The 18932-nt window shown below is 42.9% G+C and carries 19 protein-coding genes, 1 riboswitch and 1 other annotated feature; of the genes, 6 read left to right on the top strand and 13 right to left on the bottom strand.

The genetic code is table 11. From position 1 onward, the window contains the following. Position 1: 1 nt before the first annotated feature. Positions 2–898: an ATP phosphoribosyltransferase gene (gene hisG, locus MTR11_RS06290; protein ID WP_005390869.1), complete on the bottom strand. Its 897-nt coding sequence runs from the start codon at positions 896–898 to the stop codon at positions 2–4. A 53-nt stretch (positions 899–951) separates the two neighbouring features. After that, positions 952–1089 (bottom strand) — a sequence feature (His leader region). A gap of 365 nt (positions 1090–1454) precedes the next feature. Between hisG and MTR11_RS06285 the strand changes: the two genes are divergently transcribed. Continuing rightward, positions 1455–2408 carry a sigma-54 interaction domain-containing protein gene (locus MTR11_RS06285; RefSeq protein WP_243327151.1) on the top strand — a complete coding sequence of 318 codons (954 nt, stop codon included), beginning with the start codon at positions 1455–1457 and terminating at the stop codon, positions 2406–2408. Positions 2409–2734: 326 nt separating this feature from the next. On the opposite strand, the gene tet(35) is transcribed toward MTR11_RS06285, so the two are convergent. Beyond that, complete coding sequence (gene tet(35), locus MTR11_RS06280) at positions 2735–4336, bottom strand: tetracycline efflux Na+/H+ antiporter family transporter Tet(35) (RefSeq protein WP_005390865.1); 1602 nt, start codon at positions 4334–4336, stop codon at positions 2735–2737. A gap of 109 nt (positions 4337–4445) precedes the next feature. Further along, a riboswitch (Lysine riboswitch) is annotated at positions 4446–4628 on the bottom strand. Between the two features lie 582 nt (positions 4629–5210). Between tet(35) and MTR11_RS06275 the strand changes: the two genes are divergently transcribed. Next, positions 5211–5618, top strand: a complete 408-nt coding sequence (locus tag MTR11_RS06275) for an H-NS family nucleoid-associated regulatory protein (protein ID WP_005390863.1) — start codon at positions 5211–5213, stop codon at positions 5616–5618. A 127-nt stretch (positions 5619–5745) separates the two neighbouring features. Here MTR11_RS06275 and MTR11_RS06270 read toward each other — a convergent pair whose 3' ends face one another. After that, positions 5746–7050, bottom strand: a complete 1305-nt coding sequence (locus tag MTR11_RS06270; RefSeq protein WP_005390861.1) for an inosine/guanosine kinase — start codon at positions 7048–7050, stop codon at positions 5746–5748. 117 nt (positions 7051–7167) lie between these two features. Continuing rightward, a complete protein-coding gene (locus tag MTR11_RS06265) occupies positions 7168–7437 on the bottom strand; it encodes a hypothetical protein (protein ID WP_005390859.1) in 270 nt (89 codons plus the stop codon). A gap of 188 nt (positions 7438–7625) precedes the next feature. Between MTR11_RS06265 and mnmA the strand changes: the two genes are divergently transcribed. The 3 genes from mnmA (at position 7626) to purB (ending at position 10896) form a co-directional block, all read left to right on the top strand. Beyond that, positions 7626–8750 (top strand): tRNA 2-thiouridine(34) synthase MnmA, encoded by a 1125-nt coding sequence (gene mnmA, locus MTR11_RS06260; protein WP_005390857.1) that lies wholly within the window; start codon positions 7626–7628, stop codon positions 8748–8750. A gap of 10 nt (positions 8751–8760) precedes the next feature. Beyond that, the gene (gene hflD, locus MTR11_RS06255) at positions 8761–9378 is read left to right on the top strand and encodes a high frequency lysogenization protein HflD (protein ID WP_046874772.1); all 618 of its coding nucleotides are present in this window, start codon (positions 8761–8763) and stop codon (positions 9376–9378) included. Positions 9379–9525: 147 nt separating this feature from the next. After that, entirely contained in the window at positions 9526–10896 is a 1371-nt protein-coding gene (gene purB / locus MTR11_RS06250) for an adenylosuccinate lyase (RefSeq protein WP_005390853.1), read from the top strand. A gap of 116 nt (positions 10897–11012) precedes the next feature. Here purB and MTR11_RS06245 read toward each other — a convergent pair whose 3' ends face one another. From MTR11_RS06245 to htpX, 9 genes are all read right to left on the bottom strand, one after another. Continuing rightward, positions 11013–11546: a DUF3833 domain-containing protein gene (locus tag MTR11_RS06245; RefSeq protein ID WP_374072668.1), complete on the bottom strand. Its 534-nt coding sequence runs from the start codon at positions 11544–11546 to the stop codon at positions 11013–11015. Continuing rightward, positions 11546–12139: a hypothetical protein gene (locus MTR11_RS06240; protein ID WP_182018974.1), complete on the bottom strand. Its 594-nt coding sequence runs from the start codon at positions 12137–12139 to the stop codon at positions 11546–11548. Before MTR11_RS06240 ends, MTR11_RS06245 begins: the two co-directional genes overlap by 1 nt. Further along, a complete protein-coding gene (locus MTR11_RS06235) occupies positions 12099–12611 on the bottom strand; it encodes a DUF2878 domain-containing protein (RefSeq protein WP_046874769.1) in 513 nt (170 codons plus the stop codon). The genes MTR11_RS06240 and MTR11_RS06235 overlap by 41 nt, the downstream gene beginning before the upstream one ends. A 6-nt stretch (positions 12612–12617) precedes the next feature. Continuing rightward, positions 12618–13874 carry an SAM-dependent methyltransferase gene (locus MTR11_RS06230; protein WP_243327150.1) on the bottom strand — a complete coding sequence of 419 codons (1257 nt, stop codon included), beginning with the start codon at positions 13872–13874 and terminating at the stop codon, positions 12618–12620. Then, entirely contained in the window at positions 13868–14686 is an 819-nt protein-coding gene (locus MTR11_RS06225) for a DUF1365 domain-containing protein (RefSeq protein ID WP_243327149.1), read from the bottom strand. Before MTR11_RS06225 ends, MTR11_RS06230 begins: the two co-directional genes overlap by 7 nt. Before the next feature lies 1 nt (position 14687). Next, entirely contained in the window at positions 14688–15998 is a 1311-nt protein-coding gene (locus MTR11_RS06220) for an NAD(P)/FAD-dependent oxidoreductase (RefSeq protein ID WP_074191108.1), read from the bottom strand. A gap of 12 nt (positions 15999–16010) precedes the next feature. Beyond that, on the bottom strand, positions 16011–16736 hold the full coding sequence (locus tag MTR11_RS06215) for an SDR family oxidoreductase (protein WP_006743053.1): 726 nt from the start codon (positions 16734–16736) through the stop codon (positions 16011–16013). After that, the gene (locus MTR11_RS06210) at positions 16733–17152 is read right to left on the bottom strand and encodes a nuclear transport factor 2 family protein (RefSeq protein WP_005390833.1); all 420 of its coding nucleotides are present in this window, start codon (positions 17150–17152) and stop codon (positions 16733–16735) included. The genes MTR11_RS06215 and MTR11_RS06210 overlap by 4 nt, the downstream gene beginning before the upstream one ends. Positions 17153–17376: 224 nt before the next feature. After that, positions 17377–18246: a protease HtpX gene (htpX, locus tag MTR11_RS06205; RefSeq protein ID WP_237283766.1), complete on the bottom strand. Its 870-nt coding sequence runs from the start codon at positions 18244–18246 to the stop codon at positions 17377–17379. 472 nt (positions 18247–18718) lie between these two features. Here htpX and MTR11_RS06200 point away from each other — a divergent pair, with 472 nt between their 5' ends. Continuing rightward, positions 18719–18922 carry a hypothetical protein gene (locus MTR11_RS06200; RefSeq protein ID WP_162860661.1) on the top strand — a complete coding sequence of 68 codons (204 nt, stop codon included), beginning with the start codon at positions 18719–18721 and terminating at the stop codon, positions 18920–18922. Positions 18923–18932 lie beyond the last annotated feature (10 nt).

The following is an 18932-nucleotide window of genomic DNA, read 5'->3' as shown; positions in this document are numbered from 1 at the left end:
TTTACTCCATCATTTTTTCAATTGGTAGCACTAGGATTGAGCTAGCCCCTAACTCTTTTAGCTGTTCCATGGTTTCCCAGAACAGGTTTTCAGAACTCACTAAGTGAACAGCCATTTTCTGCTTATCTGCAGAAAGAGGAAGAACCGTAGGATCCTCAGCACCAGGAAGTAGTGCTTTGATTTGATCGAGCTTTTCAGCTGGCGCGTGAAGCATGATGTACTTAGACTCTTTCGCTTGTTGTACGCCTTGCATGCGAGTCAGTAGTTTTTCAATCAGTGCTGTTTTGTCTGCATCAAACTCACCGATACGTTGAATCAGCGTCGCTTTAGATTTAAAGATCACTTCCGCTTCTTTTAAGCCATTCGCTTCTAACGTTGCGCCAGTCGATACCAAATCAGCAATAGCGTCAGCTAGACCTGCGCGAGGTGCAACTTCTACAGAGCCAGTTAGCATACATGTGGAGAATGGAACGCCTGCTTCATCCATGTAAGCTTTTAGGAGTTGAGGGTAAGTTGTGGCAATACGCTTACCAGCTAAGTCTTGTGGACCGTTGTACTCTTCATCCTTGTCGATAGCGATAGACAAGCGACAACCGCCAAAATCCAGTCGACGAAGTTGAACAAACTCACATGGCTCACCCAAAGCTTTGCGATCAAGACGAACTTCTTCTAGTTCGTTTTCTCCGATGAAACCAAGGTCAACCACGCCATCCATGATCAAGCCAGGGATGTCATCGTCACGAACCAAAAGCAAATCAATTGGCATGTTCTCCGAGTGAACCACTAAACGCTCACCCATTACATTAAATTTTACGCCGCACTGTTTTAGCAGAGCTTGGCTCTCTTTGCTAAGGCGACCTTTTTTCTGAATTGCGATTCTTAAGCGTTGTGTTTGCATTGCTTTTTCCCTGTGCAAGATTTTGATATCTAAGTAATTTTTGAATTAATAAAACTAAAAAACCCTCGAGAGATTGGAGTCTCCCGAGGGTTTAAAATCTGCTTTTACTTTGATTTCACCTCCGGGAGTTTCCTGCCTCCCGGGTATGCGTGCATCGCCCGAAAGACTAGATTGGGTGATGATGGTGATGAATGTTCATTACAAAATTACGCATACTTATTTAAGGCTCTATTGAGTTGCTTCGTTAGTAACCACACTAACCAAGGATTCTATATTTTTCAATACTGAATTTAGCATTTTCTAACTATTTTTTATAATTACTTGATTTTAAAGGATTTAAATTTAATTTCAGTTGAGTATATGGGTAGAAATTAGGTTTCTATTCAACCCTATTCTTAAAGAAAAAGAAGAATAGTATGAATTTTCATCAAAACAACTATTTAGATCTCACCGCCCTTAGTAATTGACATCATTCTCAATAAAGAGACATCCACTCACGTTTGAGACGACTCATTCAAAACTATTATTTGAGTGGGGCAAAAAATAGTGATTAACCATGAAACTGCGTAACGGTAGTAACAAACAAGCTGTGGATTTCAGCGATACAACACTATACCCATTAATCGGCAATAGTGCATGTATCCAAGAACTTCGCACGGCAATCCAAAAGTACGCTCAATGTGATGCTGAAGTACTCATTCAGGGTGAAACAGGGGTGGGCAAAGGTCTCTGTGCTCGTCTTATTCATCAGTTGTCGAACAGACACTCGGCACCTTTTGTTGAAGTTAACTGCGGCGCAATTCCAAGTGGTCTTATTGCGTCCGAACTTTTCGGTCACGAAAAAGGAGCATTTACAGGAGCGATTTCAGATCGTATCGGTTTTATTCAAAAAGCGCATAGAGGTACCCTATTCCTAGATGAGATTGGTGATATGCCGCCGGATCTACAAATCCACCTTCTGCACTTTTTAGAAAGTAAGCAAATCCATAAAGTCGGCGCTGATAAATTCATTGACGTGGACTGTAGAGTCATTGCTGCGAGCCACGTGGATTTGAAAAATGAGGTTGTACAAGGCGGATTCCGTGAAGATTTATTCTATCGGCTTAATATCTTGCCATTAACTATTCCTCCACTGAGAAAGCGTGGGAAAGATATCCTTATGTTATCAGAACACTTCTTGACCGATTTGTCTCATGGTCAGGTACAAAAAATGTCGGATAAAGTGAAAGCCAAGCTCCTCAAGCATCGTTGGCCAGGTAACGTAAGAGAACTGCGAAATGTAATCCAACGAGCGATTGTCATGTGTGAAGATCACACGCTTCTCGTCGCTGACTTGGGCCTTGATAATAATGAAAGGCAATTACTTCCTTCAGTGGACCAAATTGATCTTGACTACCTACTGCAAGCTATCGAAGAAAATAAGCACAATATGAGTGCGGCTGCACGTCATCTTGGTATTTCAAGAACAACGCTTTATCGTCTAATAAAGAAATACAACTTAAATGTTTAGTTGCTGTACAGGTGTAACGTGACACTGTGTAACAGACAACTCATCATATATCATTTACTTAGCCCCTCATCATAAACCTCTTGATATTGCCGCCTTTAAAATCAACAACTTAAACTAGGCATAGTCTTTGCTTAGAGCTAAGAAGAAGTCGGTTGATAGATTTTCTATCACAGCACAGAAAGGAGTGCTCAGAACACAAATAGCTCGCTTTTAACACGAAACGATTATCCCCAAAAACGCGATTGCCCCCCTCACCTAAATCGCGTTAAAAAAAAGCTCCGCTAAATTTAGCGGAGCTTCCTCTTTATTAAAAATACTGAGCTGTACTAGACATTTTGGCACGATGCCATTTTAGACTTCGACAACCAAGAAAGTGCTCCACATACAATAATAAATGTGATTGATGCAGCGATGAATGAGAATGCAATTGACGCAGTCATCCCCAAAGTAATGAAGCCAACACAGGAAACTAGCGCCACGGACAATGCATAAGGCAACTGGGTCGATACATGATCAATATGATTACAACGTGCACCAGTCGACGACAGAATAGTGGTATCGGAGATAGGTGAACAATGGTCACCAAAAACGGCACCGGCTAAAACTGCACTTAGCATTGGGAGCATTAGCGCAAGATCGGTTGCACCAGCCATATCACCCGCGATTGGAAGCATAATGCCGAACGTACCCCAAGAAGTACCTGTTGAAAATGCCATTAGACCAGACAACAAGAATAGGATAACCGGTAGCCAATGTGGATTGATATTGCCCTGAGCCATTGTAGAAAGGTAAGAACCCGTCTTCATATCACCGATAACCGAACCGATAGTCCAGGCAAATACTAGGATTAGAATCGCGCCAAACATAGACTTAGCACCAATCCATAGTGTGCGTGCAATTTCACCCATTGGAAGACCTTGCTTCACAACAGTAAATAATGCGACAGCTAAGCCAAGCAAGCTACCGTAGATTAGTGATGTGCCTACATCTGTATTTTCAAACGCACCTAGAAGCGCAAACTCTTTGCCGTCAGCAGCCAATGCTTGGCCACCCGTGTAAAGCATAGAAGCGATAGTCGCAATAATCAGCGTCACGATAGGAAGTACCAAGTCTGACACTTTACCCTTTTCGCTTTCACGGATATCTAGCTCTTCGTTTAGATCATGCGCTTCTTGCGAGTCGTTTTCTTTGTCTTTATCAAAGCCGCGGCCTTGAGATGCAGAGATTTCATGCTCACGCATCTTACCGATATCGAGGCCAAACCACGCCACAGCAAACACCATAAGCAGTGCAAAAACTGCGTAGAAGTTCATTGGAATAAGACGAACGTACGCGCCAAGAGCCGAATACTCAGTGATCCCATGTGAGACTAAGATACCGCCGATAATCGTAATAATGTAAGCACCCCAGCTAGAAGCAGGCATGATCACACACATTGGTGCAGCAGTTGAGTCTAGAATGTATGCAAGCTTCGCGCGAGACACATAAAAACGATCGGTTACTGGACGAGAAATGGCACCAACAGCAAGGCTGTTAAAGTAATCGTCGACAAAAATGAATACGCCTAAAAAGGCAGCAAGAAGTTTGGAGCCGCGTTTACTTTTTACTCGAGATTGTGCCCATTCGGCAAATGCACGAGTACCACCAGATAGCGTTAATAACGCAGTTGTCATACCTAATAAGATTAGGAAACCAACAATGCTCATGTTCCAAGTGTTAATTCCGCCATCTTCAATAAAGACAGAAGAAACTTGAGAACTCACGTAACTAACGGTATCACCGATAGACCAGCTATTAAGTAGAACCGCACCCAGCACGATACCTACACCTAAGGAAACTAATACACGTCGAGTCAGAATCGCCAAAGTCAAAGCGACAATAGGTGGCAATAATGAAACAGGAGAACTAGAAAAATCTATTAAATTCATGATCTTCAAAAACCAAAGTTTGGCTAGAGATCTACTGCAGACAAGTCACGTAGCATACGATACGTGCTCATGTTGAACTTAGCGACAGGGAAGCGAACACTCCACCCAACCCTACAGTAGCGCTCCATAGTTTAATGTGAATATATACTATGGCAGTGTTGTTCCTTTCAGATACAACCCCAGCAAGTAACTTTGATGAGTTACTTACTTCGGCAATCTTCGCCTTCCACTATTATTCATTGGCATCACCCCAATAATAGCTACTCTTCGAGACCGCGCCTCTACGGCAACAACAAACAATTAACCACTAACTGTACAAATTAACAACAAATTGTCTGCAATATTGCATCAGGTAGCAGCCATTGTACTTATGATGAGAGTCAATGCAACACATCAAACTAAATTAAACAAATAAATAATGACTGAGATAATTTATAAACCTTGTCTACTTCAAGTTAGTTTTGTGCAACTGAAATCACATCAATTTTGTTATTTATGAAACATTATTACTACCTTAAAAATATCATGGTTTATCTTGTATCAATAAATTAAGGATATATGACACTCCATCAAAGATGGACGCTTCATATTTTTAAGTAATAACTCAACTTTTTTTATAAAAACCAAGCTAGCTCTATCTCTATACAATAACGAGTGTTGATTTCAATTCTCATCTAATAAGATTTATTTCGAGTGTAATAATATTTATTGCTTTAAAAAAATAGCTAAATTTAAACAAAATCTTGATTTAGTATTTGCACATAAGGAAAAGATAAAGTTAAATATAAGGACTCTTTGTTTATTTATAGATTGGCATTATTTAATCGTAACGATAAAAAGTGCCCAACACATTAACCTTTTAATAGGAATCGTTATGTCAGAGCTGACTAAAACCCTTCTAAATATCCGTAGCCTTCGTGCATTTTCTCGTGAGCTGACTCTAGAACAATTGGAAGAAGCTCTAGATAAACTAACTACTGTCGTAGAAGAGCGTCGTGAAGCAGAAGAAGCAGAACGTGCAGCACAAGCTGAGCAAGAAGCTAAGCTAGCAGAGATCGCAGAGAAAATTGCTCAAGACGGTATTGACGTAGAAGCGCTTATTACTGCGCTATCTGGCGAAACTAAGACGAAAGGCAAAGCGAAGCGTGCACCTCGTCCAGCTAAATACAAATACACAGACTCAAACGGTAATGAGAAGACTTGGACTGGCCAAGGTCGTACACCTTCTGCAATTCAAGAGCAACTTGATGCAGGTAAATCTCTGGATGATTTCCTGATCTAAATCCGCGCTATTTTTAAAAGGCTCCCAATGGGAGCCTTTTTTATTTGGTTCATTACAAATAAAAAAGGCGCATTTTTTAATGCGCCTTTTACTTTAGTTATAGAATGGTTAATTAAACTACTGTGTATTAACGTTCCCAGTATGCTTCTTCTAGGCTATCTTCTCGCTCAGGAAGCCCACGTGACAAACGTGGAGAATGTTGCACGAGAACTTCGTAGCTCGCACGGTTTGCGTATTTACATACTTGAGAAAAAGAAGAGTAAGTTAAATATTCGTTACTGTGCTTGCTTGAATTAGGCACATTTTCTTTATGGTATTTGTTTGCCGCCATATCATGAAGAACAGCAGATAACGCAGCATCACCTGCACCATTGGTATTCTTGATTTTTTCTGGACCACCCATATATGGCGAGATATGTGAGTACACTTTTATTGGTGTTTCACATGTATCTTTTTTCGCCGGACGACTAAATTCATAGCGATTAAATTCAGCGATTGACCCCGGAAGTAATGGCAAAGAAGTTTCGCGCTTCGCGCTATCTTCCGTATAACCCGCCATAAATAGGCCTACAGGCCCCGCGGTGCACAATACTAGATCTGCCCACTCCAGTGTTTTATCAGATGCAGCAAGTGGGTCTGACTCACCCGTCAGAGCTTCTGCTTCATCTTCATTCATCGCAACGACTGAAACGTTATCTCGAATGAATTCTTGCCAATATTTCGGGTCATCTTGAATAACGAACTTCGTCCCAAGAGTCAGAACAACGGGTACATCATTCTTTTTCGCGTACTCAATCGCTTTCATTGTTGCTTCAGGCATTGGGTCGCCTTCTTTACAACGTACTAAATATGACGTTAGTACAAGCGCCGATGCATTTTTAAAGATTTTTTCTGGAATGCTATCAGGATGCAGTTGGTTCATTTGCCCTTCACTGATCGCAAAAGTACGCTCACCATCTTCTGTAATAAGAGCGAAACAACGACCGATAGCGCCATCAACACCTTGTAGGTAGTTCAAGTCCATGCGGCTTGATGTATTACAAAGGTAACGGTAGCCATAGCTGCCAATTTTGATATCCTGGCTCATCACTCCAAGCAGCGTAGAGCGATCATCTGCTAACACAGAGTAGTTGTGTAGCGTGTTACCAATTGTGCCACCCGCATACTCATTGGTAATTAAGTTCTCTTCTTTAAGTTGCTGGTACAACTCTTCTGCTCTTTCGTCATCAATAACCAAAGAGTGACCTTTACTCAGACCGTACTTTTCAATCACATCCGTTGTAACTTTAGCTTCAATATCAACCAAAGTTTGGTCAATACCAATGATGTGAGTGCGCGTCATCTTCTTGCTTTCTTGTGCTTGGCTCACCAGCGGGTCACGAGCATGAACAGGAAAATAGTGCTTCGATTTGCGTTGTCCAGGAAATTTCATATTGTCAGTCTGAGTAAGGGGATGAAAAGGAGAACGGATTCTATACCGCTAATAATAAAGCGGCAATAAAAGCAATTATAGCAAACGTTTGCTAGCCACTTTTTTCTTCTAGACTCCTTATTCACCTTCCATAAAACTTAGATCTGGCAGTTGCTCAAGGTGCTCGCAGTAACGCTTTAGGTTGAACTCACCTTCATTTTTCATCACATCGAAAATTTCAATCGACATGGCACATGCCATCATTGCAACCGCTTCTTCTCTAGGTGTCCCTGTCATCATTAAGCGCATTAGCGTCTCTTTAACTTTTAATGGATTGCCGTCCTCAAGTTGGTTTTCAACAATTTCAATCAACTCGGCTTCTTGCATAAACTGGTTTTCTTCTGTCATTTGGACTTTCCTCTTGGATTTTTGCCAACTATGCCATATATACCTCTTCTATACTTGCGAAATTGCCCGTTCGAATTTCTGTTGAAGAAAAATGCAGCGAAACGAATTGTGATTTCGATCTCGGATCTGTCACCGGTCTGTGGATTCTGATAGAATCTGCATCCCGTTTATTTAAGTGGTGTTTAGTAATGTCTGATAACAGCCAAAAGAAAGTCATCGTCGGTATGTCCGGCGGCGTTGATTCATCTGTTTCTGCGTATCTTCTCAAGCAACAAGGCTACCAAGTAGAAGGCCTGTTCATGAAGAACTGGGAAGAAGATGACAACGAAGAATATTGTACAGCAGCAGAAGATCTTGCTGATGCTCAGGCAGTATGTGACAAGCTAGGCATTCATCTACACACCATCAACTTTGCTGCCGAATACTGGGATAACGTATTTGAGTACTTCCTTGCTGAATACAAAGCGGGTCGTACACCGAACCCTGACATTCTTTGTAACAAAGAAATCAAGTTCAAAGCATTCCTAGAATTCGCTGATGAAGTGCTTGATGCTGACTACATTGCAATGGGTCACTACGTACGTCGCTCTTTCCCGGATAACGGTGAGAAACCAGCGATGTTGCGTGGCCTAGATGGCAACAAAGACCAGAGCTACTTTCTATATACACTAAGCCACGAACAAATTGGCCGTAGCCTCTTCCCTGTTGGTGATTTAGAGAAACCTGAAGTACGCCGTATTGCGGAAGAGCAAGGTTTAGTAACAGCGAAGAAGAAAGACTCGACAGGTATTTGTTTCATCGGTGAGCGTAAATTTACCGACTTTCTCGGTCGTTACCTTCCTGCTCAGCCTGGTAATATCGAAACGCCAGAAGGCGAAGTGATCGGTCAACACCAAGGTTTGATGTACCACACACTAGGTCAGCGTAAAGGTCTACACATCGGTGGCCGTAAAGGCGGCGGTGGTAACGAAGAGCCGTGGTTTGTTGGTGAAAAAGACCTAGAGCGTAACGTGCTAATCGCAGTCCAAGGTAAAGACCACCCGATGCTAAAATCAGAAGGTCTACTTGCGTCACAACTTCACTGGGTAGATCGTGAGCCAATTCGCGATGTTATGAAGTGCACAGTGAAAACTCGTTACCGTCAGGAAGATATTCCTTGTACAATCATCCCGATCGATGATGAAAACATTAAAGTGATCTTTGATGAACCACAAATTGCAGTGACGCCTGGTCAATCAGCAGTGTTTTATAAAGATGACGTATGTCTAGGTGGCGGCATCATCGAGCAACGCATTAAATATTCTCAAGCTTAGGAGTCGTTACGTGGCGAATACACTTTATGACCGTACTATCGCTTTCGCTGGTATTTGCCAAGCTGTCGCTTTGGTTCAACAAGTTGCGAGAAACGGGCATTGTGATCAAGATGCTTTTGAAACATCAATCAACGCTATTTTGAACACAAACCCTGCTAACACCGTTGGCGTATTCGGTCGCGAAGCCGATCTAAAGCTCGGTCTGGAGTGTCTGGTTAAAGGGATTGATAGCACCCCATCAGGCAGTGAGATCACTCGTTACATCATTAGCTTAATGGCGCTAGAACGTAAGTTAAGCGCTCGCAACGATGCCATGTCCCAGCTTGGTGACCGTATCCAGATGGCCAAGCGCCAGTCAGAGCATTTTGAACTGCTAGATGATCAGATGATCAGCAATTTAGCAAGCATCTACTTGGATGTTGTTAGCCCTATAGGACCACGCATTCAAGTAACAGGCACGCCTTCTGTACTGCAACAAACGGCCAGCCAACACAAAGTCCGTGCTCTACTGCTATCTGGCATTCGTAGTGCTGTTCTGTGGCGCCAAGTAGGCGGTAAACGTCGTCATCTAATTTTTGGCCGAAAGAAAATGGTCGAACAGGCTCAAATCCTGTTAGCCAGAATGTAGAATACTCTGCTAGCTCGCGTTTATCGCGAGCTACTTTTTTTCGAATAAAACAAATCCCGCGCAAACGTTTGCGCAATATTCGTGACAATTGCCACAGTTATTGGTATAACGCTCACGAAATTTAGAAACCCAATTCAGGAGAACATCATGGAACTGTCAGCATTGACTGCTGTTTCACCAGTAGACGGCCGTTACGGAAGTAAGACGATTGCGTTACGCGAAATTTTCAGCGAGTACGGTCTACTAAAATACCGTACTATCGTAGAAATTCGTTGGCTACAGAAGCTAGCGGCTACTGCTGAAATTGCAGAAGTGCCAGCATTCAGCGCAGAAGCTAACCAATTCCTAGACGACCTTGCTGCTAACTTCTCTGAAGAAGATGCACGCCGTATTAAAGAAATCGAGCGTACAACTAACCACGACGTTAAAGCGGTTGAGTACTTCTTAAAAGAGAAAGTAGCAGACGTTCCTGAACTGCACGCTGTTAATGAGTTCTTCCACTTTGCATGTACTTCTGAAGACATCAATAACACCTCTCATGCGTTAATGCTAAAAGAAGCACGTGAGCAAGTGATTCTTCCAGAAATCCGTAACCTAATTGACGCTATCAAAGCACTCGCAGTTGAATACCGCGACATTCCTCTTCTATCTCGTACACACGGCCAGCCTGCTTCTCCATCTACAATGGGTAAAGAAATGGCAAACGTGGCGTACCGTATGGAACGTCAATTCAAGCAAATCGAAAACGTTGAGATCCTAGCGAAAATCAACGGTGCAGTAGGTAACTACAACGCACACCTTTCTGCTTACCCAGAGCTAGATTGGCACAAGTTCTCTGAAGAATTCATTACAGAGTCTCTAGGCGTAACTTGGAACCCTTACACAACACAAATCGAGCCGCATGATTACATCGCTGAGCTGTTCGACGCTATCGCTCGTTTCAACACTATCCTGATTGACTTCGACCGTGACGTTTGGGGTTACATTGCACTAGGCCACTTTAAGCAAAAAACTATTGCTGGTGAGATCGGTTCTTCAACAATGCCTCACAAAGTTAACCCAATCGACTTTGAAAACTCAGAAGGTAACCTAGGTCTTGCGAACGCTGTATTCGGCCACCTAGCACAAAAGCTGCCTATCTCTCGTTGGCAACGTGACCTAACTGACTCAACGGTTCTACGTAACCTTGGTGTTGGTGTTGGCTACGCAATCATCGCTTACACTTCTACGCTTAAAGGCATCAGCAAGCTAGAAGTAAACCGTGAAGCGCTTCTTGCTGAACTAGATAAAAACTGGGAAGTACTAGCAGAGCCAGTACAAACAGTTATGCGTCGTTACGGCATCGAGAAGCCATATGAGAAGCTAAAAGAGCTAACTCGTGGTAAGCGTGTAGACGGCGAAGCAATGCGCAACTTCATCGACGGTCTTGAGCTCCCTGAGCACGAGAAAGCACGTCTGAAAGAGATGACGCCAGCGAACTACATTGGTCAAGCGGTTGAGCTGACAGATAAGCTGTAATCACACCTTGATGATCTGCAATTGAAAAGGTTGACGTGAAAGCGTCAACCTTTTTAGTTAGGAAGAAATAATTTCGGTTATTTGGTGGTAATGCAAGAGGATAAATCACTCAACTATTATGGCTGTTTTTGGAAGAATAAGGTTATTGTCCCGACCTCTATACCAAACTTTTTAATTTTGGTGAGGTTGAAAACATGCTTCTCGTCCTGACGATAAAGCCAATCATCAAAAGCGACCGTTACTGTTGAGTCATCCATTTGCAACTCAAAGTCATACCGCCACTGCAACGCATTGCCTTGCTCAGCCCCTGTTGCTACACCAATAATATCCTCTGCTTTACCTTCATAGCGTCCATCTTCTAATTTGGTAATAACCCAAATTCGCTGGTCAACCTCTCCATCATCAAACACAAAGTCTTCCACCAGCGTCAACGTGTTACCTTCCACAGTACCCACTATGTCGACTTCAAAACGACGAGTTTGTTGTTCAGTGTAATCTTGGACCATCCCCCACGCCTTTGTATCGCCCTCAAAATAGCCGAATAAATCAAAAGTCGGTGTAGAAGATTGATAATTATCGATATCTGCTGAGCATGCTGAAAGTAAGGCCGCAGCGGCCAAGGCGACTGATTTTAAAATTCGTTTAAGCACTATCTAACCTGCCCTATTAATTGTTTTCGAAGTTTCGGGAACTCTGTATTAGGTGACAACCATATAGACAAAAACGCATCGTTCATTCGCTCATCTTGAACGAAGCCGACTGTCTTGATTTGTGCAATGCCAGCTTGTCGGTAAAGAAGCTGACCAGTTTTACCATCGGTTAAGTAAGTAAGCTCATCGCCTTTTTTTATATCAGGGAACATACGGTTTAGTTCACTGATCCAACTTTTTCGATATGGTTCAGTAAAACCAAGTTTTGCCCATTGCTCATCAGTTACATCAAGCAACTGCTGCTTGCTGATGTCTCTTTGATAGTTAATCTCCAATGCCAGAGGGTGTGGTGATACATCGCCATTTACAATGAACTTTCCATCAGGTGCGCTTAGTCGAGACTGATATATATCGAAGATGAACCATGTGAGTTGTGCCTCACCGACGGTTTTCCACCCCTTCCAACTCGACATCTTATCTGCGTTTTCACTGTTTCCAACTGGCTGAGCTTGTAGAGCAAAGGAGCCCATAACTACTAGAGAAGCAACTACCTTAATCAGCCTCTGGGTTAAATCTCTCTTCAAGCTTTTCATATCCGTATACCTTGAGTATTAAAAGCGTCATGGCAAACCATTCAGCAAATAGAATGACCAACGTAACGCTGGTATTAAATCCATATTCAACGACTTGGAGCTTGTAACCGGCGTAGTAACTGACGGTTCCTCCAACGCCACCTACAATTGATACGTAGATTTTTGGGAAACGGTACAAAACAGGCTTGAGCTGATAGGCATACCAAGAGAACAGAACCCAAAGGCACAACAACCAAATGGGTAACCATTGTGTTGGAAAGACAAAAACAGAAAACTGTTGATTGAGCGTATCGAGCACTACACCCGCCAAAACGATACTCGCGATGTGCTTCAAGGCAGAAGCGTCCGTCCTCCAACAATAGACAAGAGTAATAAATGTTAAGATCAGTGTTAGCCACTGCCATTGATAGGTCCCAAGCACTGCAGAGAACCAACAGAGCTGGAACCATGTAGAGGCAATCAGCAACTTCATAACGGTTTAAGGTCGCTGGAATGTCATGTGAACGGCACTGATACTTCGAGCTAAAAACCCACCTTCACAATAACTAAGGTAGTAGCGCCACATGCGGACAAAGCGGTCGTCATAACCGAGAGAGCGTACGTGATCTTCAGCTTGATTAAATCTAGAGTGCCACTCGCTCAAGGTTTTCGCATAGTCCAGACCAATATCAAATAAGTCTCTCACCACCAAGTCACTGTATTTGGTCGCAGCTTGAGTTAAAGATGTAACCGAAGGTAAGAACCCACCTGGAAAGATGTATTTCTGGATAAAGTCAACGTTGTTACTGTAGTAATCATAACGCTGGTCAGCGATAGTGATGGCTTGAATTGCCATTAAACCACCCGGCTTGAGTAATGATTGGCATTGCTTGATGTAGGAAGGCAAAAATTGTTTTCCAACCGCTTCGATCATTTCTATCGAGACTAACTTATCGTAGTGCCCCGAAAGGTCTCGATAGTCTTGTTTTAATAGAGTGATCTTATCACCCAAATTTCGCTCTCTAATTTTTTGTTCAGCGTAGGCATGCTGCTCTTCAGAAATCGTCGTTGTCGTTACATGACAACCATATTGCTCTGCCATGTAAATGGCCATAGCCCCCCAACCTGTACCTATCTCAATCACTCGATCGGATGGTTGAAGCTCAAGTTGCTGGCACAAACGATCCATTTTGTTGATTTGCGCTTGTTCCAAAGTATCGTTGTCTTGCACATATAAGGCCGATGAGTACAGCATGTTGTCGTCTAAAAATGACTCGTACAAATTGTTGCCCAAGTCGTAATGCGCATGAATGTTTTTACGAGAGTTCTCTTGAGAATTGCGGTTGGTCCAATGACTGAACTTGTACAGTATTTTAGTCATCCAACTTCCTTTCTCTTCAAGTTTATCTAGCGCTCGCATATTGAGAGCCATAAGTTTCATTAACGAGGTTAGATCCGGGCTGTCCCACCAACCATCCATATAAGCCTCACCCGCTGCAATGCTGCCACCTTGCAAGATTCGCGAGTAAAAGCCAGGATGCTTTACCTCAATCGTCGCCACAACAGGCTGACCGCTGTATTCACCGTTGGGCGCATTAAAGCGCTCGCTTCTTTCTGTCGTTTCCGTCTTAAAGCTTTCAATAACAGTTAAGCAGCCGATTTCCATTTTTTGCAGACATTGAAAAATAACTCCGCGAGCCGCCTTTTGTGTTGTCGTCAATTTGCGCGGCAATGTCATAGAACTGGTATTTAACATGCAGAATTCTCCTTGTGCTTTTTATTTTTTTTGTCTGTTTTTTTAGTGTCGGCTTCTATTTCGTCGTGTGTTGAATATTTAGGATGAGAATAAAAAGGCGCGCCTTTCACCCAAAGTTTTAATGCGTGCCAATAAATACCAACCATTACTTTTACCGTCTGTATTGGCGTAACGATCAAACACTTCAATAAGCTTTTGCTCGAAAACACTTGAGCTTTCATTGTCATCGTCGCATCAAAGTGCTTTTCGCTTTTGTGGCATTCAAGATGAATCCTTAACTTGTCCGTCAGTGGTTTAATCTTCCAGTGATACTGTTGGTCAATTGGATTAAACGGAGAAACATGAAAGGCTTTCTCTTGTTCCCATCCAAAGTTTTCATCGTTTTGCTCAGCAGCGACTGCGTAGTAATGACGCTCGTTCCAAGGTGTATTGCTGACTTCAGCTAAGAGGTATTTCCATTCCCCTTCTTTGTTATAAACGTAGTAGAAATTCACCGGACTAAAATAAAGTCCTAAATAGCGCAAATGACAAACAGCGATGACTTTGCCGGCACAACGAACGCCTGTTAACTCTTCAATTTTGTCGTGCACGGCCACCTTTAAGCAGCCCTCACCAACATAGTCACTGCGTTTAAAGCGTGCCCAATGCCACCAACGAGAGCCAAAACCCCAAACTTTTTCCTCTAGTTTTTTTAGCTCATCGACGTCAATAGCTGGCATAAACAATGAGTAGTTCAATTCATGTTTTATCGGCGTGAACCTGCGATGTCGAACGTTGCCAACAAACAACTGGCTGTTCATTTGGCTATCCATATCACGCTGCACCTTTTTCTAAGTTGACAGCAGTTTGAACGCGATATTTCTCTTCAAGCCCTTTCACTACGTCCAATGCGCTGCGAACGCCATCCTCGTGGAAACCGTTGTACCAATAAGCGCCGCAGAACCAAGTATTGTTCAGCCCTTGCACCTCTTCTTTACGTTGCTGTGCAGCGATAGAGTCGGTGGAGAACACTGGATGGTGATAGGTAAACGTCCGTAATACTTTGCTCGGTTCGATCTGCTCAGTGCTATTTAGCGTGACACAGAATGTGTGTTCAGATTGAACATGTTGGAGAATATTCATGTTGTAAGTAAGCGAAGGGAGGCGTTGCTGTTCGTCTTCACTGCCCTCCAGTAGGTAGTTCCACGAAGCCCACGCCGCTTTACGCTTTGGAAGTAAACTCGTATCAGTGTGAAGCACCACTTCATTCGCTTGATAAGCCATATTACCCAGCACCTCTTGCTCGACTGGGCTAATGTCACCTAACATGTTCATCGCTTGATCACTGTGACAAGCAAAGATGACATCATCAAACCAGTGCATTTCACCGTTAACTTTTAAACCCACACCATTCTCACTACGGAGCACTTTTTCTACCGGACTATTGAGTCGAATTTTATCGATAAAACCTTGAGTCAAAGGTGGAATGTACTCACGAGAGCCACCTTTAATTACATACCATTGCGGCCTGTTAGTGACATCAAGCAATCCGTGATTTAAGAAAAAGCGAAGGAAAAACATCAGCGGAAATGCGCGCATGTCCGCTAAAGTCGAAGACCAAATTGCAGCGCCCATCGGCAAAATGTAGTTATCTGAAAAGAAAGTACTGAAGTTGTGCTCATCAAGAAACTCACCTAGCGTCTGAGAATGACTCGATTGTTTGCTAGCGACGCTTTTGGCAAGTTTGTTGAAACGAAGGATCTCGAAGATAAAACGATAGAACTTAGGATTTACCCAATTGCGCTTTTGAGCAAATAATGTCGACACGGTATGACCGTTATATTCCAAGCCATTGCCGTCGTTTCTTACGCTGAAACTCATCTGGGTTGGCAATCCTTCGACACCAATCTCGTTCATCATTTTGATGAAATTAGGATAAGTGCGATCGTTGTAAACGATAAAGCCCGTATCAATCGCATATTCTTTACCATCGAGTTTTACATCCACCGTCGCGGTGTGCCCGCCAATGTAATCGTTAGCTTCAAATACGGTGACATCGTGCTCTTTATGTAGATAGTAACCACACGTAAGGCCAGAAATTCCGGTCCCCACAATCGCTATCTTCTTTCTTCCTGCTGTTTTCATTTTTATTCCTTCTTATGACACGAGTTTAGCAGTTAGGCGAGCTTGCCAACTGTATGGAAGTAACGAGATAAAACGTAAAATACTGGTAAACCTCGCGGGGAAATAGATGTGAGTCTTGTTGGCAGCCAACTGTTTTCTGATAGAGTTGGAGGCTTGCCGCGTAGAAATAATCATCGGCATTTCGAAGTCATTTTTGTCAGTTAACGGGGTTTCCACAAAGCCCGGGAACACGGTCACCACTTGAATGCCCTTCTTCTTCAAATCAACAGCTAATGTGCGAGCAAAGTAGCTCACAGCGGCCTTAGAAGCGCCGTAGGCTTCAGCCCTTGGTAACGCGACTTCTGAAGCAATAGAACCCACGATAACGATGCGATGCCCTTTATCTAAGTGTGGTTGGCAACCTTCTACGCAGTTGGCAACACCAACGACGTTTACATTCATCACACGCGCCATGAGTTTCGCGTCAACCACACCGTTGTCCATATACTCACAATCCCCTGCATTAAAAACCCAGGTACTCGGCGTGAAAGGCAAACTGGACAGCGCCTGCTGAGTTTGTTCATGGTTTGTCACGTCAAACTGCAATGTATGGATATTAGAAGAAGCAGCCCCCAATTCAGCAAGAACGTCTTTGTTTCGCCCACAAGCAATAACGCTCCAATCAGAGTTCGCGTAATCTAAAGCCAGTTGCTTCCCTATTCCGGAGGTAGCGCCAGTGATTAAGATAGTATTGTTCATTGTCCTAACCTCTGCTTGATGGTTTTTACGACGGAGCCAAGTAAAGGTAAGTTTTCGTAAAGCATTTCTCCGAGATCAAAGTAATCTCGGTGATAAATAACTTGGCCTTCGCTGAATTTAAGATGCGACACACCATTAACGAGAATAGGTGCACCTTTTTGAAGTTTGGGATGCTGAAGATCCATGGTCCACGTTAGGAAGCCAGTATCTCCGACTTGTTGATGTTCGTGGATAACAAAGTCACAGCTTATGACGTTGGCATATAATGATGTGAAGTAATCTGAAAGTGCAGGCCACCCCTCTAAACGATGAGCAGCATCTTCAAATACGACATCTTGGTGATATACGTCTTTAAGCAGATGTAAGTTCGCTTTATTCAGCTTTTGATAGATATTGCCAACAGACTGTATGTCCATGTGTTTACTCCTACATGCCCATCAAGTTGTACAAAATTATTATATGTACAAGATAGTTCATTCCTTAAAAGTTGTACAAAAATTATTTTGTATAACTTTGTTTCTGTAGGTAGATACGTGATGGATCTCGCAAGCGATCAATCGATCAAAAAAAAGGCTTGGTCAAAACCAAGCCTTTTCAGGAAATTAACGATTACTTTCGTGTGCGCTGTCAGTTTTTACGACTAGTATTGCTGACTACGTAACGCTGCAATACGTTTATCTAGCGGAGGGTGACTCATCAGTAGTTCAGTCAATGACTGCTTGCCATTGATACCGAACGCCATCATTGTGCCATCAAGTTGAGATTCGTGACTCATCTTCAAACGTTCCAATGCCGCGATCATTTTCTCTTTACCAACTAAGTGAGCAGCACCTGCGTCGGCATGGAATTCGCGATGACGGCTGTACCACATGGTAATAAAGCTTGCTAAGAAGCCAAACACTAGCTCAAGCACCATAGATACACCGAAGTAAACCATCATGTTTGTACCTTGACCTTCTTCATCATCGTTCGATGCCACAATATTGGCGATAAAACGGGATAGGAAGATAACAAACGTGTTCACAACACCTTGCATCAATGTCATCGTGACCATGTCACCATTTGCAATATGGCTCACTTCGTGGGCCAGTACCGCTTCTGCTTCATCACGAGTCATATTGTGTAAAAGGCCAGTGGAAACCGCGACAAGAGAGTCATCTCGCTTTGCACCCGTCGCGAATGCATTGATATCTGGTGAGTCATAAATAGCCACCGTTGGCATACCAATACCCACTTGCTGAGCTTGACGACCCACAGTTTCGACTAACCAATGCTCAGTTTCGTTACGCGGACTTTCAATGACCATACCGCCAACCGAGCGCAGTGCCATGCCCTTTGACATCATCAACGAAATAAGTGCACCACCAAAACCAAATATGGCGGCCATAACTAGCAAACCAGAAAGACTGCCAGGTTGCATTCCAGTGGTAGCGTAAACAATATTCAGAACAACACTAAGCACTAGCACGACAGCTAGGTTAGTTGCTAGGAATAACATAATTCGCTTCATTACTTTTCTCCGAGGAAGCTTATCGTTTTTTTTAAAACGGATTGTTATAAGGAACAGGTGGTAATCGCTGTAAAAGCCAATTCCGCTAAGTTTCATGTTCCGTGCGTTATAGATATAGTCTATCCGCGATAAAAACAAGGTTAAGCAATAAATTGCAACATTTGTTTTCGAGACTGAAAGATTATGTTCAAGCGATTTCTAGGCACGTGCTGATAAAAGCCATTACCTCCATTCATATTCATTCCTTTCCGTAATAAAAAGTACTTTGAATCGCACCTCACCTATCAATGGATGACCTTGATGTTAAATCTATCACCTCTAGGCAACTTAGCTAGAAATATTTTACTAGACCAAAAACAGTATGTTAGCCCCGCTATAGACTTTGGTCTTATTGTGCGGCGACATGGACATGCTAGATTCAAGTGAGATGAACAAAACAGAGCTACTCTAAGTACATGAAAAGGTGCATTAGGTGAGCTCAAAACTTCCATGTATTGAGGGAAAAACCATGGTAGAAACTAACGACTATCAAATGGCTATTGATTTACTACGTTGTCATCTAGGCATCTCAGAGGATGAGGCGAAGCAACAACTTGGTATTTCAACCGATCATCATATGTCTCAGCGTGTTGCAGAAACACAGCAAGCATTGATGGGGCTTAGCCAAGATAAGTAATCTGATGTTA

Source organism: Vibrio sp. CCB-PB317 (genome assembly GCF_022808245.1).
Classification (GTDB): Bacteria; Pseudomonadota; Gammaproteobacteria; order Enterobacterales; family Vibrionaceae; genus Vibrio; species Vibrio diabolicus.
The sequence above is the reverse complement of the archived record's forward strand: the minus strand, read 5'-3'. Positions and strand labels throughout refer to the sequence as shown.

What these genes read in the sequence shown, in the direction of transcription:
- hisG (WP_005390869.1), bottom strand. Translation starts at nt 898, where the DNA reads ATGCAAACACAACGCTTAAGAATCGCAATTCAGAAAAAAGGTCGCCTT.
- MTR11_RS06285 (WP_243327151.1), top strand. Translation starts at nt 1,455, where the DNA reads ATGAAACTGCGTAACGGTAGTAACAAACAAGCTGTGGATTTCAGCGAT.
- MTR11_RS06275 (WP_005390863.1), top strand. Translation starts at nt 5,211, where the DNA reads ATGTCAGAGCTGACTAAAACCCTTCTAAATATCCGTAGCCTTCGTGCA.
- MTR11_RS06270 (WP_005390861.1), bottom strand. Translation starts at nt 7,050, where the DNA reads ATGAAATTTCCTGGACAACGCAAATCGAAGCACTATTTTCCTGTTCAT.
- MTR11_RS06265 (WP_005390859.1), bottom strand. Translation starts at nt 7,437, where the DNA reads ATGACAGAAGAAAACCAGTTTATGCAAGAAGCCGAGTTGATTGAAATT.
- mnmA (WP_005390857.1), top strand. Translation starts at nt 7,626, where the DNA reads ATGTCTGATAACAGCCAAAAGAAAGTCATCGTCGGTATGTCCGGCGGC.
- purB (WP_005390853.1), top strand. Translation starts at nt 9,526, where the DNA reads ATGGAACTGTCAGCATTGACTGCTGTTTCACCAGTAGACGGCCGTTAC.
- MTR11_RS06240 (WP_182018974.1), bottom strand. Translation starts at nt 12,139, where the DNA reads ATGAAAAGCTTGAAGAGAGATTTAACCCAGAGGCTGATTAAGGTAGTT.
- MTR11_RS06235 (WP_046874769.1), bottom strand. Translation starts at nt 12,611, where the DNA reads ATGAAGTTGCTGATTGCCTCTACATGGTTCCAGCTCTGTTGGTTCTCT.
- MTR11_RS06230 (WP_243327150.1), bottom strand. Translation starts at nt 13,874, where the DNA reads ATGTTAAATACCAGTTCTATGACATTGCCGCGCAAATTGACGACAACA.
- MTR11_RS06225 (WP_243327149.1), bottom strand. Translation starts at nt 14,686, where the DNA reads ATGGATAGCCAAATGAACAGCCAGTTGTTTGTTGGCAACGTTCGACAT.
- MTR11_RS06220 (WP_074191108.1), bottom strand. Translation starts at nt 15,998, where the DNA reads ATGAAAACAGCAGGAAGAAAGAAGATAGCGATTGTGGGGACCGGAATT.
- MTR11_RS06215 (WP_006743053.1), bottom strand. Translation starts at nt 16,736, where the DNA reads ATGAACAATACTATCTTAATCACTGGCGCTACCTCCGGAATAGGGAAG.
- MTR11_RS06210 (WP_005390833.1), bottom strand. Translation starts at nt 17,152, where the DNA reads ATGGACATACAGTCTGTTGGCAATATCTATCAAAAGCTGAATAAAGCG.
- htpX (WP_237283766.1), bottom strand. Translation starts at nt 18,246, where the DNA reads ATGAAGCGAATTATGTTATTCCTAGCAACTAACCTAGCTGTCGTGCTA.